Here is a 16,106-nt window from a genome sequence, read left to right on the forward strand (position 1 = left end):
GGCTTCGCGGTTGCCGCTATCGCGGTTGTCGCAGCACGCAGCGGACCACCTCGGCCAGGCCCTGGTGGCGCGGCCCCTCATCGAGGCGGACGGCGCCCTCGGTCAGCTCCAGTACCTCCAGCCCGGCGAAGTCGCGTTCCACGATCGCGCGGTCCCACAGGAGTTCCGGCAGCTTCGGCCCGCCGCTGCGGCGTCCCTGCTGGGCGGGGCTGAAGCCTTCCAGGACGAGCAGGCCCCCAGGCTTCAGCGCCCTGCGGCAACCGGCAGCGGCGAGCGCGCGGTCGGCGGGCGGCAGATGCAGATAGATCCAGGCGATCAGGTCGAAGCGCGCCGCCGGCCAGTCCCATTGCGCGGCATCGGCGACGACGGTCTCCAGCGCGGCGCCCCGTGCGGCGGCCATCTCCCGCGCCTTGGCCATTCCGACGCCGGACCAGTCGAGCGAAGTGACCTGAAGGCCCTGGCGGGCGAGCCAGACGCCGTTGCGCCCCTCGCCATCGCCCACGGCCAGCGCGGCCATGCCGGGGCGCAGGCGATGGGACTGCGCGAGCAGATAGCCGTTGGGCGCTTCGCCGAACTGGAAGCCGCCGCCGGAATAGCGTTCGTCCCAGGCGAGCGAGGTGCTCATGCAGGCTCCCAGCCCGGCGGGGCCATCTCGAAGCCCGCGAAATCGAAGGCCGGCGAGACCATGCAGCCGCAGAGGACCCAGCCGATCGCCGGGGCCGCGGCCTGCCACCAGCCCTGGGGCACCAGCCGGAAGGGCTGCTCGCCTGCGGCGAGGTTGGGGCCGAGGCGGTGCTCCTCCACGGCTGTGCCTTCCGCCGAAAGCCGCAACGCCAGCGGGCCGCCCGCATACCAGTGCCAGGCCTCGGCGGCGTCGACGCGGTGCCAATGGCTGCGCTCGCCCGGGGCCAACAGGTAATAGATGGCGGTTCCGGCGCCGCGGCGACCCTCCGGCGCGTCGCGCCAGATCTCGCGGTAATGGCCGCCTTCGGGATGGGGCTGCAGCCCGAGAGCGGCGATGACGGCGCGGGGATCCAGATGGGGGTCGCGCAGGTTCAAGCCTGGGGTACCGTCCGGGCGAAGATCGGGTTCTCGGATTGCGCGGCGAAGAAGGCGGCGAGGCCGGGATGCCTCGCGCGCCAGTCCTCCGCGCTGAAGCGGAAGTCCAGATAGCCCAGGGCGCAGACGAGTCCGACGACGCCGAGGCTCAGGGTGGCGGGCAGGGGCTCCTGCTCCAGCTGGTCGAGCGTGCGGAACACGGCGGCCTTCTGGCGGTCCATCAGGGCGGTGCGGGCCGCCTCTGTAGGTTGGAGCGAGAGGCCACGGCGCAGCACCGCGGCCGTCATGATGCCGTCGGCCATGGCGGCGAGGCGCAGCGCCTCCCAGCGCGACGGGCCGGCGGCGGGGAGGAGCTTCTCCCCCGTCCCGATGCTGTCGAGATACTCGCAGATCAACGGGCTGTCGGGCAGCACCATGCCGTTGTCGAGCACCAGCGTCGGGACCTTGGAGAGCGGGTTGTCGACGAGCAGGTGCGGCGGGCTGTCATGCGGGTTGGTGTCCACCCGCTCAAGCGCGATGCCGTGGTGCATGGCCACGGCGGAGACCTTGCGCACGAAGGGGCTGGTGGCGGCGTAATGGAGCTTCACGGTTGTTTCTCCCTTGGCCGGACGTCTTAGCGGAAATTGTCCTTACCGAGACGAAGTTCCGCGAAGTGCTTCACGTCCCGCGCGTGAAGGAAGGGATTGATGGCCTGTTCGAGCCCGATGGTCGTCGGCACGGTCGGCTTGCCTTCCGCCCGCAGCGCCTTCGCCCGTTCGGCAAAGGCCTGGAGCGCGGCGTTGTCGGGCTCCACGCTCAGCGCGTAGCGGATGTTGGAGAGGGTGTATTCATGCCCGCAGCAGACCTTCGTCGCCTCCGGCAGCGCCGCGAGCTTTTGCAGCGAGGCGAACATCTCCGCCGGCGTGCCCTCCAGCAGCCGCCCGCAGCCCGCGGCGAAGAGCGTGTCCGCGCAGAGCAGCGTCTCGCCCGAGGGGAAGTACCAGGAGATATGGCCGTGGGTGTGGCCCGGCGTGTCGATGATCTGCGCCTCGGACGCGCCCAGCGCGAAGACGTCGCCCGGCTTCACCGCCACATCCAGCTTGGGCAGGCGTGCCGCGTCCTGGGCGTTGCCGGCCACCTTGGCGCCGGTCCGGGCCGCGAGCTCCGCGATGCCGGCGATGTGGTCGCCGTGATGGTGGGTGATGAGCAGCCAATCCAGCCGCCCGCCCTCGGCCTTCACGAAATCCTCGATGGGTCCGACCACCGCCGCGTCCATGACGGCCGTGACGCCGGTGGCCTCATCCCGCAGGAACCAGGCGTAGTTGTCGTCGAGAATGGCGATGGGCTTCACGGTCAAGGTCATGGCGGGCCTCCCTGGGGACGATGTCCTCCCCTATATCCCGCGCATGAACGCAGAGGTCCACGCCCTGGCGGAATTCTACTCCACCCCACTCGGCCGGGTGGCGGAGCGGATGATCGGCGCGCGCATCGCCTATCTCTGGCCGGATGGCGGGCGGCGGGACGTGCTCGGCCTGGGCTGGGCCGCGCCCTATATGGGCCTGTGGAGCGGCCACGGACGGCGCATTCTACTGACGCCGCACGGTCCCGCGCCGGGCGCCGCCTGGGCCGAGGACGCCCGCCTTCCCTTGCCCGACACCAGCCTGGACCGGATCCTGCTGGTCCACGGGCTGGAGACCAGCGAGGCCGCCTCCGGCCTGCTGCGCGAATGCTGGCGCGTTCTGCGCGACGATGGGCAGCTGCTGGTGGTGGTGCCCAATCGTCTCGGCGGATGGGCGCATTTCGACCACACGCCCTTCGGCCAGGGCCGCCCCTATTCGCGGGGCCAGGTCACGCGGCTGCTGGAGCAGCGCCTTTTCCGCGTGACGCGGCGCGAGGCGGCGCTCTTCGTGCCGCCCTTCCCCTGGCGGATGCTGCTGGGCGGGGCGGGCATCTGGGATCGCACGGGGCGACGGCTGGTCCGCCGGCTCGCCGGAGTGATGCTGATCGAGGCCGGCAAGGACCAGCTCGCGGCGATCCCGGGCGCCGGCCAATCCCTGCGCCGCCGGGTGGTGGCGCCGCTGCCCTCCAACTACGCGCGGAACGTCTAGGGTTTTTCCGTTCGCAAGGGCCTCATGATTCAGACCTCCGGTGATTCCACCTGCGGCGATCATGCTCAGCGGCCGGCTGCGAGCTCCAAGGCGCGGGCATAGACGCGCTTGCGGGGCAGGCCGGTCGCCTCGGCGACGGTCGCCGCCGCGTCCCGCACGGAAAGCGTCGCCATGGCGGCCTTGAGCGCCTCGTCGAGCGTCTCGGCACTGGGGACGGCCGGGGGCGGTGCGGGGCCGACGCAGAGCACGACCTCGCCCCGGACCTCATGGGCCGTGTAATGGGCGGCGAGCTCGCCCAGGCTGCCCCGGCGGACCTCCTCGAAGCGCTTGGTCAGTTCGCGGGCGACGCAGGCGGGCCGATCGGCGCTGAGCCCTTCGGCCAGGGCGGCCAGCGCCTCGCCGGTCCGGTGCGGCGCTTCGTAGAAGACCAGGGCGGCGGAGAGGCCGGCGGCTTCCATGCCCCGGAGCCGGGCGATCTCGGCGGCGCGGGCGACGGCCTTGGGCGGCAGGAAGCCATGGAACAGGAAGGGATGCGGCGGCAGGCCGGACAAGGTCAGCGCCATGATCACCGCGCTCGGCCCGGGAACGGAGGTCACCGTCACCCCCGCCGCGATGGCCGCGCGCACCAGCCGGTAGCCCGGGTCGGAGACCAGGGGCGTGCCGGCATCGCTCACCAGGGCGAAACGCTCGCCGGCCAGCATGCGGGAAACCAGGCGGGGGGCCTCGCTTTCCTCGTTATGGTCGTGCAAAGCGATCATCGTCGCGGAAATGCTATGCCGCGCGAGCAGTCTGGACGTTACTCTGGTGTCCTCGCACAGCACCGCCCGGGCTTCGGCCAAAGCGGAGGCTGCCCGGGGAGACAGGTCGCCCAGATTGCCGATCGGCGTGGCAACAAGAGTCAGTCCCGCCGTTGTCTGACCCGGTGTCGGATGATCCGGTGTCGAAGGGGGTAGGTATGCGTCGTCTTGTTCCATCTGGGGTCGCCCTCGCGTCCTTTCTCCTTCTGCTGATCGGCTGCGCCCCGCAAGCCCCGGGCATCGCGGTCCGGTCTCCCGGTGGCGTCGCGCCCTGGAACGCCGCGCCGGGCGCCGAAGCCCCGCGTCTGCGCGTGGGCCTGCTGCTGCCCCTGACCGGCGGCAATGCGCCGCTTGGCCAGGCCATGCTGAACGCCGCGCAGCTCGCGCTCTTCGACCAGGGCGACCGCCGGATCGAGATGCTGCCGCGCGACACGCGGGGCACGGCCTCCGGCGCGGCTGAGGCCGCCCGCGGCGCGCTCGGCGACGGGGCCCTGGCCCTGGCCGGCCCTCTCACTTTGGGCGAGACCGCCGCCGTGGTGAACGTCGCGCGCGGCACCCAGGCCCCCGTCTTCGCCTTCACCTCGGACGAGGCCCAGGCCGGCCAGCGGGTCTGGGTCCTGGGCATGACGCCGGGACAGCAGGTCCGCCGGATCGTCTCCGCGGCCTCCGAGGCGGGCGCGCGCCGATTCGCCCTGATGGCGACGGATGACGCCTTCGGCCAGCGCCTGGCCGCCGCGCTGCGCACGACCCTGCAGCAGCTCGGCGCGCCACCGCCCACGGTGGTGCTCACGGCCGGGCGGGGCGACCTGAGCGCCGCGGCCCATCAGATCGCGGCCGGGCAGCCCGATGCAGTGCTGATCGGCAATGGCGCGGCCGCCGCGCGGGCGGCCGGCGCGGCTCTCGTCGCGGCTTTCCCCGGCGGGCTGCCGCGTATCCTCGGCACGAGCCTCTGGGCGGGCGATCCGAGCCTCGGCAACGAGGCGGCGCTGGTGAACGCCTGGTTCCCCGCGCCCGATCCCGATGCGCGCGGCCGCTTCGACGCGCAGTACAGCGCGGCCTTCGGCGACCGGGCCTCGCGCCTCGCGGGCGTGGCCTATGACGCGCTCGCCCTCGCCGCCCGGACGGCGCGCGATGGCGGCCCGCCGATCGGCGAGGCCTTCCAGGGCGCGGACGGGCCGGTGCGGTTGCTGGAAGGAGGGGTGCTGGCCCGTGGCCTCGCGATCTTCGCGGTGCGGTCGGGCAGCGAGGCGCAGCTGGTGCAGCCGGCGCCGGTGCCGGGCGCGGCGGGCAGCTGAAGCGAGGGGGCGTCGTCCCCTCGCAATTGTCTTCATTCTGACGCGTGAACCCAGCGCCCGCGGCCTCTATCAAGGTGGACCGCCCCCTCCGGCGGTCCCGCAAACCGAGGATGCGACCATAATGGGCGGCCTTTTCGCCACGACGCTGCTCATCGGCGGCGCACCGACCCTCACGCTCCTCACCTTGGCGGCGCTCGGCGAGCTTCGCGCCGGCACGGCCGCCCTGGCCATCGCGCTCTGCCTCGCTTCCGCCCTTGGTCTCGCCAGGCTCTGGCTCGCCGCCCTGTCGCGCCTCGCGGCCGTGCTGCGTCGCGCCGCCGACGAGGAGGGTCCCTTCAGCGCGCCCCTGCCCCCGACGCGCCTGCCCGCCATCGGCCGGATCGACGAGGGGCTGGTCCGGCTGGCCCGCTCGCTCGAGGCCCGCGCCGCCCTGGTGAGCCGCCTGCGCGCCTCCGACGAGGCGATCGTCGAGGCCCTGCCGGACCCCCTGCTCATCCTCGGCGCCGATCGCGGCCTGCTGCGCGCCAATGCGGCCGCCCGCCGCGTCTTCGGCCTGCAGCGCGACGAATCCGCGCGCGGCGATATCGGGGCCCTGCTGCGGCACCCGCTGATGGCCACGGCCCTCGACCGCGCGCTGGCCGACAGCGCCCCGCAATCGACCGAGCTCGCCCTGCCCGGCAGCCTGACGCGCGAGCTCTCGGCCCAGGTGCTGGCGCTGGATCCGCCGCTGGCCGACGGCGGCAAGCTGCTCATCGTCCTGACCGACCGCACGTCGGCGCGCGCCGTGGAGCGGATGCGCGTGGATTTCGTGGCCAATGCCAGCCACGAGCTGCGCACGCCGCTGGCCAGCATCATCGGCTTCATCGAGACGCTGCGCGGCCCGGCGAAGGACGACACGGTCGCGCAGGAGCGCTTTCTCGGCATCATGGCCGAGCAGTCCGAGCGCATGCGCCGGCTGATCGACGACCTGCTCGGCCTCTCGCGCGTCGAGATCAGCGAGCATCAGGCCCCGGAGGGCAAGGCCGAGCTGATCGTGCTGCTGAAGAGCGAGGCAGCGGCGATGGAACCGCTTTTCGCGGCCAAGGGCGTGCGGCTCGTCCTCGCGCTGCCGGAAGGGCCGCTGCTGGCCGGCCCGGCCGATGGCGACCAGCTCGCCCAGGTCGCGCGCAACCTGCTCGACAATGCGCTGCGCCACGCGACAGGGGAGGTCCGGCTGGAAGCGGCGCCCGCCCGCCTCGGCCCACGCGAGGGCGTGACCTTCACCGTGCGCGACGACGGGCCGGGCATCGGCAAGGAGCACCTGCCCCGGCTGACGGAACGCTTCTACCGCGTCGACAAGGGGCGCGGCCGGGGCGTGGGCAATACGGGCCTCGGCCTCGCGATCGTGAAGCACATCCTGGCGCGGCACCGCGGGCAGCTCACGATCGAGAGCGAGATCGGGCTGGGCTCGGCCTTCAAGGTCTGGGTGCCGGGCGGGTAGCGCCTTTCGGGATCAGCCCCTGTCCCGGAGATTGGCGGCGGCCTCGGCCACGCGACGCTCGCGCAGCGCGCGACGCGACGCGCCCGCGGTCTTCGCGCGCTCGAGGATGTGCGCCGGCGCGACGAAAGGCGTGCCGGAGCGGAAGGGCGGCTCGGGGTCGTATTCGATCTGGAGCTGGATCTGCTGGGCGAAGTCCCCACCGACGAGATCCGCCGCGAGCTTCAGCGCCATGTCGATGCCGGAGGTGACGCCGCCGGCCGTGTAGAGGTTGCCGTCCACCGTCATGCGCGCGTCGCTGGGCGTGGCGCCGAACTGGGAGAGCAGGTCGCGCGCGGACCAGTGGCCGCCGGCGCGCTTACCCTTCAGCAGCCCCGCGGCGCCGAGCAGCATGCTGCCGGTGCAGATGCCGAAGATGTACTGCGCGGCATTGCCCTGGCGCCGCACGAACTCCACGGCTTCCGCGTCGAGCAGCAGGTCATCCGTGCCGGGGCCGCCGGGGACGACGAGCAGGTCGAACTGCGGCGCGCTCGCGAAGTCGAGGGTGGGGAGGAGGGTGAGGCCCTTGTCGGTACGGACCGGATCCATGGTCCTGGCGACGATCTCGACCCGCCATCCGGGCAGGCGGGCGAGGACCTCATAGGGGCCGGTCATGTCGAGCTGCGTGAGGCCCGGGAAGATCAGCAGGCCGGCGATCTTGGTTTCTTCTGGCATGGGGGCGTTCTCCGTTCTTTGGCGTCCCTCACCTTAAGTTGCATCGCAACATGGCAGAAATGACAAAGGAAGCGGAATTCTTGCCAAGACGCGTCCGAACCGCTTCGTCAGGCGCCGCTTGTCGCCAGGCCTCCGAATCTCGCCCGCCAATCCGTCGGTCCCACGCCGAAGCCGCGCGCGAAGGCATGGCGCATCCGTTCCTCCGAGCCGAAGCCCACCTGGCGCGCGACCGCGCCGTTGGAGAGCCGCGTCGTCTCCATCAGCGTGCAGGCGCGATCGAGACGCAGACGCTCCATCGCCTTGGCCGGCGTGGTGCCGGTGGCCGCGATGAAGTGCCGATGGAAGCTGCGCGGCGCCATGCCCGCGCGCTCCGCCAGCGCCTCCGCCGTCAGCGGCCGATGAAGGTTCTGCTCGGCCCAGCCCATGAGGTCGGAAAAGCTGTCCGTCACCTGCATCTCCAGCGGCGCGCTGAACTGCGACTGACCGCCGGAGCGCCGCATATAGACCACCAGCCGCCGCGCCACCTTCGCCGCCAGCGGCGCGCCGAGATCTTCCTCGATCATCGCCAGCGCGAGGTCGATGCCGGCGGTCACGCCCGCCGAGGTCCAGGTCGTGCCGTCACGCACCCAGATGCGGTCGGGCTCGAGCCGGATGGAGGGGAATTCGCGCGCCAGCAAATCGCAGGAGCGCCAATGGGTGGTGGCGGCGCGCCCCTCCAGCAGCCCGGCCTCGGCGAGCAGGAAGGCCCCGGTGCAGATGGAGGAAACCCGCCGCGCCGTCTTCGCATGGCGCCGCACGGCGGCGAGGAGCTTCCGTGACGTTCGCGCCACATGCACGCCGGGACCGCCGGGGACGAGCAGCGTGTCCACCGGGCGCCGTGGGATCGCCGTCGCGACGATGGGAAGGCCGCCCTGCATGGGCACCGGCCCCGCCGCCTCGGCCGCGACGCACAGGCGGTATTGCCCGCCGCCCGCCTCCTCGTCGGCCGAGGTGAAGGCCTGGTAGGGGCCGGCCACGTCGATGGGCTGCATGCCAGGATAGGCGAGAATGAGGATGTCACGGGGCATTGGCTGAAAATGAGCCTGAAAGGAGATTTCTGCCAGCCCCGCGTTGAGACCCCCTCTAGGCCGGCAGCGCCGCCGTGATGATGATCTCGACCAGATCGCCCTCCGGCATCACCGACTGAACGAAGGAGCGGACCGGCCCCTGCCCGTCCGGCATCCAGCTCGCCCAGGCCGCGTCGAATTCGGGCTTCCTGTCGTGATCGGTGACGACGATCTCGGCCTTCACGATCCGCGTCCGGTCGAGCCCGGCCTCTTTCAGGAAGCCGTCCAGCACGTTCAGCGCGCCGAGCGTCTGGCCGGCGATGTCGAGGCTCTTGTCCGGCCCTGTCGCCACTGCCCAGAGGAACCCGCCGCCGCCCGGCAGCCGGTAGATCGACACGGCCGACTTGCTCGGAAGCTTCGCGTTGGGAATACGGTGCAGGTCGGGATTGGCCATGTCTTCGCCTTTCGAGGGTTTGCTCGGCCGATCAGTATCGGGGACCAACCGGCGAGCGGCCAGACACCCTCCTCGGAAAACCGCCTTCCGCCGATGGTTTGAAGTTGGCGCAATAATCCCAGGACTACGCCGAAAGTTCCAATATTTGCGCCGTGCCGGCTTCCATTGCGGTCCGGGCCTTAAACAGGAAAGCTTACTCCAGTCGGGATATCCAAGCGTGCCGACGCGGGAGGATAAGGGCTATGAAGCGATCCCATGTCATCGCCCTGGCGGTGGCGCTCGCGGTTCTCGGGGCCCTGATCCCGATGACCGGCATGTTGTATGTTTCCTGGACCCAGGCCGTCCGGAAGGAACAGGCCCGGCTGGCGCTCTATGCTGGCCGCACCATTACCCGCGCCAATAACTCGCTGGGCGAGGCCAGGACCGCCCTGCTTGCCATAGCGGATTTCATGGGCGCCCCCTGCTCGGCGGAGCACATCGACCGGATGCGCGCCCTGGTCCTCCAAACCCATTCCATCGAGCAGATGGGTTATTTCGAGGAGGGACGGGTGAAATGCACCTCCTGGGGACAGGTCCAGAACGACACCCCGATGACGCCCGCCCATTTCGTCACCGCCGACGGCATCGAGGTGGCGATGGGGATCCGGCCGCAGGCGGGGCCAGCGAGCGAGAAGATCGCGATGCGCTACGGGGCGCACCATATCCTGATCGATCAGGCGAGGCTCGTCGATGTCATCGTCGATTCCGACATCGCCATCGCCATCGCCATCGCAACCGCGGCCGGTATGCCGATTGCCATGCTCAATTCGCCGGATCCGGCGCTGATCCGGCGCATCATCGCCGATCCCATCCACGGCTTGGACGACGACTATCTCTTTGCCGTCGCCCGTGATCCGGCCTGGATCGCGATCGCCGTCGCCCCGCGCGAACATCTGCTCGGCCCGATCCGCCGGGAACAGATGCTGCTGCTGCCGCTCGGCGCCTTCATCGCGGCCTTCATGGTCGGCCTCGTCGTCTGGGTCTCGCGACGGCGCCTTTCGCCGCTGGGCGAATTGAGCCTGGCCGTCCGCCATCGCGAGTTCATTGTCCACTACCAGCCGATCATCGAGCTCGCGACCGGGGCCTGCATCGGCGCCGAGGCCCTGGTGCGATGGCGGCGGCCGGATGGCGTGCTGATGCGACCGGATTTCTTCATCCCGCTCGCCGAGGAAAGCGGCCTGATCCTGCCGATCACCGACCAGGTGATCGAGGCCGTCCTCGCGGAAATGGGGCCGCTGCTCCGTGCCGACCCCGCCCTGCACATCGCGATCAACCTCGCCGCGGAGGACCTCCGGACGGCGCGGTTCCTGCCGATCCTGCGCAAGGCCATGGAGAAGGCCGGCGTCGCGGCTCCACAGATCTGGCTGGAAGCGACCGAGCGCGGCTTCATCGATATCGAGGCGGCCCGCGCGACGATCGAGCAGGTCCGCGCGCTGGGCCATTCGGTCGCCATCGACGATTTCGGCACGGGCTATTCCAGCCTTTCCTATCTGCAGGGCTTTCCGCTGGACGCGCTGAAGATCGACAAGTCCTTCGTCGACACACTCGTCACGGATTCCGTCACTAGTTCGGTGACGCCGCACATCATTGGCATGGCGAAGACGCTGCAACTGAGCATCATCGCGGAAGGGATCGAGACCCAGGGCCAGATGGATTACCTGCTCGATCGGGGGGTCGAATTCGGTCAGGGATGGCTGTTCTCCCGGCCCCTGCCCGCGCGGGAGTTCACCGCCTACTGCTACGAGAAGTTGGCGACGATCCGGGTTCCCGCCTGACGGCGTCAGGGTGAGGGGCGAGCGAAAAAGGCGTCGCGTCACAGCTGCCCCGAATTCGCCGCGCCCGCCCTCAAAGGACCTTGCCGCCGCCCGAGACCCATCACGGGTCGTCGCCAATCTCCTCCTTACGCGCCGCACCACCCCGGATCGGCGCGGTTCCCCAAGGAGGAACATGCCATGACGAAGAACTTCCGCCCTGCCCTTCTCGTCACCGCCGTTCTGATCGGCTTCGGCGCCCCGGCCTTCGCGGCCGACGTCTCCGGCGCCGCCCAGGCCCCGGTCGCCCGTCCCGCCCAGGTGGCGACGCCCTCCGTCTCCGGCAGCGCGACCACCGCGCCCCGCGTCACGGGTTCGGTCCAGGCCCCTTCGCGGCAGGCCGCGACGCCCGCCACCCCGGCCCATCCGACCGGCCAGGTGACGGCGCCCCGCCCCGCGAACGGCCATGCCGCGGCCCCGGTCCGCCCCGCGACGCCCTCGGGCACCGCCTCCACCACGCCGGCTCCGAGTGCGCCCCGGGCAAACTAATTTCCTGGTCGTGCGTTAGACCGTCTCTCCCAACCCAACCGGCCCTGACTACGGCCGGCACCTCAGCGCCCCTCCGGAGCTTTCCGGAGGGGTTTTTTCTTGTCCGCTTCGCCCCATGATTGACGCCGGCCGATCCGGCATGGCCTTGTCCCTGTCGAAAAATCGTATCCACGGAGGAACCGCCCATGACCGATGACACGCTCATCGCCATCAAGCCGGAGATCGCCGGCACCGCCCGCGTCACGACGCAGGTCCGCGCCGCGATGGTCGAGGAGGCCGCGCGGGACCCGAACGGCTTCTGGCGCAAGGAAATGTCGCGCATCGCCTGGATGAAGCCGCCGACGAAGATCAAGAACACCAGCTTCACCGGCGACGTCTCGATCAAGTGGTTCGAGGACGGCGAGCTCAATGCCAGCATCTCCTGCCTGGACCGGCATATCGCGGCCGGCCGGGGCGGCCAGGTCGCCATCATCTGGGAGGGCGACGACCCCTCGACGGATTCCAGGACCACCTATTCCGAGCTGCACGCCCAGGTCTGCCGCATCGCCAATGCCATGCGCGCGCTGGGGGTGAAGAAGGGCGACCGGGTCTGCATCTACCTGCCCATGATCGTCGAGGCGGCGGTGGCCATGCTGGCCTGCGCGCGCATCGGCGCGGTGCATTCGATCGTCTTCGGCGGCTTCTCGCCGGACAGCCTGTCCAGCCGCATCCAGGATTCCGAATGCACCATCCTGCTGACGGCCGATGAAGGCCGCCGGGGCGGGCGCAAGGTTCCGCTCAAGGTCAATGCCGACGAGGCGCTGAAGACCTGCCCCTCGATCAGGAATGTCCTGGTCGTGCGCAACACCGGCGCGCCGGTCGCCATGCAGGAGGGCCGCGACATCTGGTGGCACGAGGCCGCCGCCGCGCAGCCCGCCACCTGCGAGCCCGAGCGCATGAATGCCGAGGACCCGCTCTTCATCCTCTACACCTCCGGCTCGACCGGAAAGCCCAAGGGCGTGCTGCACACGACCGGCGGCTACATGGTCTGGGCCAGCTTCACGCATGAGCTGGTCTTCGACTACCGCCCCGGCGAGATCTACTGGTGCACGGCGGATGTGGGCTGGGTGACCGGACACACCTACATCGTCTATGGCCCCCTCGCGAACGGCGCGACCACGCTGATGTTCGAGGGCGTGCCCAACTACCCCGATTTCGGCCGCATGTGGCAGGTCGTGGACAAGCACCAGGTCAATATCTTCTACACCGCGCCCACCGCCATCCGCGCCCTGATGCGCGAGGGCGAGGGGCCGGTGAAGAAGCATTCGCGCAAGTCGCTCCGCGTGCTGGGCTCGGTCGGCGAGCCGATCAATCCCGAGGCCTGGCTCTGGTACTACCGCGTGGTCGGCGACGAGCGCTGCCCGATCGTGGACACCTGGTGGCAGACGGAGACGGGCGGCATCCTCATCTCGCCGCTGCCGGGCGCCGTCGCCCAGAAGCCCGGCTCGGCCACGCTGGCGCTGCCCGGCGTGATGCCCGCGCTCGTGGATGGCGACGGCAAGATCCTCGAAGGCGCGACGGAGGGCAATCTCGTCATCACCGACAGCTGGCCCGGCCAGATGCGCACGGTCTATGGCGACCATCCGCGCTTCATCCAGACCTATTTTTCCACCTTCAAGGGGATGTACTTCACCGGCGACGGCGCGCGCCGCGATGCGGACGGCTATTGGTGGATCACCGGGCGCGTGGACGACGTGATCAACGTCGCCGGCCACCGGATGGGCACGGCCGAGGTGGAGAGTGCCCTGGTCGCGCATCCCCAGGTTGCCGAGGCCGCCGTGGTGGGCATGCCGCATGACCTCAAGGGCCAGGGCATCTACTGCTACGTCACGCTGAACGCCGGCGTGGAGCCGACGGACGCGCTGAAGAAGGAGCTGGTCGCCTGGGTCCGCAAGGAGATCGGCCCCATCGCGACGCCCGATGCCATCCAATGGGCGCCGGGCCTGCCCAAGACGCGCTCGGGCAAGATCATGCGCCGCATCCTGCGCAAGATCGCCGCCAACGAGACCGACAGCCTGGGCGACATCTCCACCCTGGCCGATCCCGCCGTGGTGACGGAGCTGGTCGACAATCGCGTGACCGGCTGATGCTCCGGCTTCTGGGGCGGAAGAATGCCTATAACGTCCGCAAGGTGCTCTGGCTGCTGGACGAGCTCGGCCTTGCCCTCGAGCAGGAGGATTGGGGACGGGATTTCCGGCCGACCCACGTGCCGGAATTCCTCGCGCTGAATCCCTTCGGCACGGTGCCGGTGCTGGTGGATGGCGAGGCGGCGATCCGCGAGTCCCACGTCATCCTGCGCTACCTCGCCGCGCGCGAGGAGGCCTGGTCGCTCTATCCGCGCGGCTTGGTCGAGCGTGCCCATGTCGAGGCCTGGATGGACTGGGTCGCCTACGACATGACGGTGGCCATGCGCGGGGCCTATCTCGGCGGCGAGCTGGGGCTGGAGCCCTGGTGCCAGCCGGGTTTTCTCGTCGTGGGCCGCGCGGAATATGCCAAGCGGATGGGCCAGCTCGACGCCGCCCTGGCGGAGGGCGGTCCTTTCCTGGCGGGGCGTGAATTCACCCTTGCCGACATCCCGGCCGGCTTTGTCGTGCATCGCTGGTTCGCGATGTCGAAGCTGCCGGAACGGCCGGAGATGAAGGCGCTCATGGCCTATTACGAGCGCCTGTCGGAACGGCCGGCCTTTCGCCGGCACATCCGCAATGGGCTGCCTTAAACCGACAACCCGTAGACGCGGGCCGCCGTGCCGGAGAACAGCGCCGTCTTCTCGGCGGCGCTCGCCCCGGCGGAGAGCCGCTTGAAGGCGTTCCACAGCGCCGCATAGCCGCACATGCCCTTGTCCACGGGGAAGTTGCTCTCGAACATGCAGCGATCGACACCGAAGAGCGCGATGCAGGTCTCGATCTGCGGCCGCCAGTCGGCGGCAAGCTCCTCGGAGGTCGGCGGCAGGTCGCGGGTGTGCCACTGCTTGCCGCTGATCTCCATCGCCAGTCCACCGAGCTTCACCAGCACATTCGGCAGCGCGGCCAGGGCGGTCATGGCGCGGCGCCAATCGGCGAAAGCCTCGGCGCCGCCATAGGGCCCGACGCCGAGCAGCCCGCCGCAATGGTCGATGACGATCGTCGTCCCCGGCGCGGCGCGCGCCACCTCCAGCACCAGAGGCAGCTGCGGGTGATAGGCCCAGACGTCGAGCGTCAGCCCCAGCTCGCCCAGCCGCTTCGCGCCGTCCTTGAAGACAGGATCGTTCAGCGGCCCCGGCGGCGGGACCTCGAGATTGCTGCGCACGCGCGGCGAAGCGTCCCAGGCGGTGCGGTTGCGCACGCCCTTGAAGCGGCCGCCGGAGAGCGCGACGTGCTCCTCCAGCAGCGGCGTCACCCGGTCTCCCAGCGTCAGGTCCACGAGGCCGACGAGGCCGGCGCAGGCGCGCGTCCTCGAGGTTTCGGTGGCTTTCGCGAGCTCCGTCATGAAGCGCGTCTCGCCGAGCGAACGGCGCGCGGGCTCCGCGTCCTCGTCATACATCGAGGCGCATTGGATGAAGACCGTGGCGCGGATGTCGTGGCCGGTGGCGGTGTCGGCCAGCAGTTCCGGCAGGAGGTAGGTCTCCCCGCCGCGGTCCCAGATGTGGTGATGCGGATCGATGATCGGCAGGGCCGGTTCGAGGATCGGTTCCTGGATCTTCGCCAGCCAGGCCTCGTCGATGGCGACGTGGCCGCCGGCGGTCAGTTTCGTGCTCATGTTCATTCCAGTCGGATGCCGGCTTCGGTGATGAACTTCTGCCATTTCTCCGTCTGGGCGCGGAAGAAGGCGGAGAATTGTTCCGGCGTGTTCGGGCCGGCGGTGAGGTCGCCGTTGCGCAGCGTCTGCTGGACGGCGGGTTCGACGACGATCTCGTTCAGCAGGGCGCTGAGCCGCGAGACGATCTCGGCCGGCGTGCCGACGCGCACGAAGATGCCGTTCCATTCCGCCGTCTCGAAGCCGGGCAGCGTCTCCGACAGGGCCGGCAGATCGGGGAAGGCGTTGATGCGCGGCGTGCCGGCGGTGTGGGCGAGGGCGCGCAGGCTGCCGCTGCGCACCTGCTCCACGGCGCTGTTCACATTGCCGAAATACATCTGGATCGAGCCGGCCAGCAGGTCCGACAGGGCCGGCCCGCCGCCGCGATAGGGAATGTGGTTGGCCGTGACGCGAGCCCCGCGCAGGAAGAGCTCCAGCACCAGATGCTGCATGGAGCCGATGCCCGAGGAGCCGGCGGCGACGTTCCCGCCCGAGCGGCGCAGCAGCTCGATCAGCTCGGGCACGGTCCGGGCGGGGACGGCGGGATTGAGCAGCAGGAGCTGCGGCACGCTCATGGTCTGGAAGACCGGCTGGAACTCGCGCAGCGGCGAGAAGGGCAGGTCGCGCATCAGGGCCGGCGTGATCGAGATCGGCGTGGATTCGTTCATGATGGTGTAGCCGTCGGCCGGGGCCTGGATCATGGCCTGCTCGCCGATGGTGCCTGTGGCGCCGCCGCGATTCTCGACCACGAAGGGCTGGCCGGTCTTCTGCGACAGGGCATTGGCGTAGATGCGCCCCGTGAGGTCGGCGGCACCTCCCGCCGGCCAGGGCACGATCATCCGGACGGGGCGATTGGGCCAGGGCGCCTGGCCCAGCGCCGGGGTGGCGAGGGTGGCGGCCGCGCCCGCAAGGAGCGCGCGGCGCGGGTAGGAATGGGCCTTCGGCATGCGGACGCTCCCCAACCGGCCGCCCTTCCGCGGGCGGCCTTTGGTTGCAGCATGTCAGCCTCGGCGCCCTTCGGCCAGGGA

General features: G+C 70.4%; 17 protein-coding genes. 7 read left to right on the top strand and 10 right to left on the bottom strand.

Translation table 11 applies throughout. The features are described from left to right. Nucleotides 1-16 precede the first annotated feature (16 nt). From ACO057_RS16695 to gloB, 4 genes are read right to left on the bottom strand one after another with little or no spacing between them, the layout of a single operon-like run. Entirely contained in the window at nt 17-625 is a 609-nt protein-coding gene (locus tag ACO057_RS16695; RefSeq protein WP_421993734.1) for an SAM-dependent methyltransferase, read from the bottom strand. Then, nucleotides 622-1,059, bottom strand: a complete 438-nt coding sequence (locus tag ACO057_RS16700; RefSeq protein WP_421993735.1) for a cupin domain-containing protein — start codon at nt 1,057-1,059, stop codon at nt 622-624. Before ACO057_RS16700 ends, ACO057_RS16695 begins: the two co-directional genes overlap by 4 nt. After that, nucleotides 1,056-1,646 carry a glutathione S-transferase N-terminal domain-containing protein gene (locus ACO057_RS16705; RefSeq protein ID WP_421993736.1) on the bottom strand — a complete coding sequence of 197 codons (591 nt, stop codon included), beginning with the start codon at nt 1,644-1,646 and terminating at the stop codon, nt 1,056-1,058. Before ACO057_RS16705 ends, ACO057_RS16700 begins: the two co-directional genes overlap by 4 nt. Nucleotides 1,647-1,672: 26 nt before the next feature. Beyond that, a complete protein-coding gene (gloB, locus tag ACO057_RS16710) occupies nt 1,673-2,401 on the bottom strand; it encodes a hydroxyacylglutathione hydrolase (protein ID WP_421993737.1) in 729 nt (242 codons plus the stop codon). 43 nt (nt 2,402-2,444) lie between these two features. On the opposite strand from gloB, the gene ACO057_RS16715 reads away from it, so the two are divergent. Further along, the gene (locus ACO057_RS16715; RefSeq protein WP_421993738.1) at nt 2,445-3,146 is read left to right on the top strand and encodes a methyltransferase domain-containing protein; all 702 of its coding nucleotides are present in this window, start codon (nt 2,445-2,447) and stop codon (nt 3,144-3,146) included. 65 nt (nt 3,147-3,211) lie between these two features. On the opposite strand, the gene rsmI is transcribed toward ACO057_RS16715, so the two are convergent. Continuing rightward, the gene (gene rsmI, locus ACO057_RS16720) at nt 3,212-4,120 is read right to left on the bottom strand and encodes a 16S rRNA (cytidine(1402)-2'-O)-methyltransferase (protein WP_421993739.1); all 909 of its coding nucleotides are present in this window, start codon (nt 4,118-4,120) and stop codon (nt 3,212-3,214) included. On the opposite strand from rsmI, the gene ACO057_RS16725 reads away from it, so the two are divergent. Beyond that, nucleotides 4,102-5,238 (top strand): penicillin-binding protein activator, encoded by a 1,137-nt coding sequence (locus ACO057_RS16725; protein WP_421993740.1) that lies wholly within the window; start codon nt 4,102-4,104, stop codon nt 5,236-5,238. The genes rsmI and ACO057_RS16725 overlap by 19 nt on opposite strands. A gap of 121 nt (nt 5,239-5,359) precedes the next feature. Then, entirely contained in the window at nt 5,360-6,718 is a 1,359-nt protein-coding gene (locus ACO057_RS16730; RefSeq protein WP_421993741.1) for an ATP-binding protein, read from the top strand. Nucleotides 6,719-6,730: 12 nt separating this feature from the next. Here the strand turns inward: ACO057_RS16730 and ACO057_RS16735 are convergent, their stop codons facing one another. From ACO057_RS16735 to ACO057_RS16745, 3 genes are all read right to left on the bottom strand, one after another. Further along, on the bottom strand, nt 6,731-7,429 hold the full coding sequence (locus ACO057_RS16735) for a DJ-1/PfpI family protein (RefSeq protein WP_421993742.1): 699 nt from the start codon (nt 7,427-7,429) through the stop codon (nt 6,731-6,733). Between the two features lie 107 nt (nt 7,430-7,536). Next, nucleotides 7,537-8,496 carry a GlxA family transcriptional regulator gene (locus ACO057_RS16740; RefSeq protein ID WP_421993743.1) on the bottom strand — a complete coding sequence of 320 codons (960 nt, stop codon included), beginning with the start codon at nt 8,494-8,496 and terminating at the stop codon, nt 7,537-7,539. Between the two features lie 55 nt (nt 8,497-8,551). After that, a complete protein-coding gene (locus ACO057_RS16745; RefSeq protein WP_421993744.1) occupies nt 8,552-8,929 on the bottom strand; it encodes a RidA family protein in 378 nt (125 codons plus the stop codon). A gap of 242 nt (nt 8,930-9,171) precedes the next feature. Here ACO057_RS16745 and ACO057_RS16750 point away from each other — a divergent pair, with 242 nt between their 5' ends. From ACO057_RS16750 to ACO057_RS16765, 4 genes are all read left to right on the top strand, one after another. Next, the gene (locus ACO057_RS16750; RefSeq protein ID WP_421993745.1) at nt 9,172-10,743 is read left to right on the top strand and encodes an EAL domain-containing protein; all 1,572 of its coding nucleotides are present in this window, start codon (nt 9,172-9,174) and stop codon (nt 10,741-10,743) included. A 177-nt stretch (nt 10,744-10,920) separates the two neighbouring features. Then, the gene (locus ACO057_RS16755) at nt 10,921-11,268 is read left to right on the top strand and encodes a hypothetical protein (RefSeq protein WP_421993746.1); all 348 of its coding nucleotides are present in this window, start codon (nt 10,921-10,923) and stop codon (nt 11,266-11,268) included. A gap of 185 nt (nt 11,269-11,453) precedes the next feature. Beyond that, on the top strand, nt 11,454-13,394 hold the full coding sequence (gene acs, locus ACO057_RS16760; protein WP_421993747.1) for an acetate--CoA ligase: 1,941 nt from the start codon (nt 11,454-11,456) through the stop codon (nt 13,392-13,394). Continuing rightward, on the top strand, nt 13,394-14,023 hold the full coding sequence (locus ACO057_RS16765; RefSeq protein WP_421993748.1) for a glutathione S-transferase family protein: 630 nt from the start codon (nt 13,394-13,396) through the stop codon (nt 14,021-14,023). Before acs ends, ACO057_RS16765 begins: the two co-directional genes overlap by 1 nt. On the opposite strand, the gene ACO057_RS16770 is transcribed toward ACO057_RS16765, so the two are convergent. Both ACO057_RS16770 and ACO057_RS16775 read right to left on the bottom strand, forming a co-directional pair. Further along, a complete protein-coding gene (locus ACO057_RS16770) occupies nt 14,020-15,042 on the bottom strand; it encodes an amidohydrolase family protein (RefSeq protein WP_421993749.1) in 1,023 nt (340 codons plus the stop codon). The two genes, ACO057_RS16765 and ACO057_RS16770, sit on opposite strands and share 4 nt — an antisense overlap. A 2-nt stretch (nt 15,043-15,044) precedes the next feature. Then, entirely contained in the window at nt 15,045-16,025 is a 981-nt protein-coding gene (locus tag ACO057_RS16775) for a Bug family tripartite tricarboxylate transporter substrate binding protein (RefSeq protein ID WP_421993750.1), read from the bottom strand. Nucleotides 16,026-16,106 lie beyond the last annotated feature (81 nt).

Origin of the sequence: Roseococcus sp., from assembly GCF_965227005.1 — a bacterium.
Classification (GTDB): Bacteria; Pseudomonadota; Alphaproteobacteria; order Acetobacterales; family Acetobacteraceae; genus Roseococcus.

Excerpts from the sequence above, each read along its gene's own strand:
- ACO057_RS16695 (WP_421993734.1), bottom strand. The coding sequence starts at position 625 with ATGAGCACCTCGCTCGCCTGGGACGAACGCTATTCCGGCGGCGGCTTC.
- gloB (WP_421993737.1), bottom strand. The coding sequence starts at position 2,401 with ATGACCTTGACCGTGAAGCCCATCGCCATTCTCGACGACAACTACGCC.
- ACO057_RS16715 (WP_421993738.1), top strand. The coding sequence starts at position 2,445 with ATGAACGCAGAGGTCCACGCCCTGGCGGAATTCTACTCCACCCCACTC.
- ACO057_RS16725 (WP_421993740.1), top strand. The coding sequence starts at position 4,102 with ATGCGTCGTCTTGTTCCATCTGGGGTCGCCCTCGCGTCCTTTCTCCTT.
- rsmI (WP_421993739.1), bottom strand. The coding sequence starts at position 4,120 with ATGGAACAAGACGACGCATACCTACCCCCTTCGACACCGGATCATCCG.
- ACO057_RS16730 (WP_421993741.1), top strand. The coding sequence starts at position 5,360 with ATGGGCGGCCTTTTCGCCACGACGCTGCTCATCGGCGGCGCACCGACC.
- ACO057_RS16735 (WP_421993742.1), bottom strand. The coding sequence starts at position 7,429 with ATGCCAGAAGAAACCAAGATCGCCGGCCTGCTGATCTTCCCGGGCCTC.
- ACO057_RS16740 (WP_421993743.1), bottom strand. The coding sequence starts at position 8,496 with ATGCCCCGTGACATCCTCATTCTCGCCTATCCTGGCATGCAGCCCATC.
- ACO057_RS16745 (WP_421993744.1), bottom strand. The coding sequence starts at position 8,929 with ATGGCCAATCCCGACCTGCACCGTATTCCCAACGCGAAGCTTCCGAGC.
- ACO057_RS16750 (WP_421993745.1), top strand. The coding sequence starts at position 9,172 with ATGAAGCGATCCCATGTCATCGCCCTGGCGGTGGCGCTCGCGGTTCTC.
- ACO057_RS16755 (WP_421993746.1), top strand. The coding sequence starts at position 10,921 with ATGACGAAGAACTTCCGCCCTGCCCTTCTCGTCACCGCCGTTCTGATC.
- acs (WP_421993747.1), top strand. The coding sequence starts at position 11,454 with ATGACCGATGACACGCTCATCGCCATCAAGCCGGAGATCGCCGGCACC.
- ACO057_RS16765 (WP_421993748.1), top strand. The coding sequence starts at position 13,394 with ATGCTCCGGCTTCTGGGGCGGAAGAATGCCTATAACGTCCGCAAGGTG.
- ACO057_RS16770 (WP_421993749.1), bottom strand. The coding sequence starts at position 15,042 with ATGAGCACGAAACTGACCGCCGGCGGCCACGTCGCCATCGACGAGGCC.
- ACO057_RS16775 (WP_421993750.1), bottom strand. The coding sequence starts at position 16,025 with ATGCCGAAGGCCCATTCCTACCCGCGCCGCGCGCTCCTTGCGGGCGCG.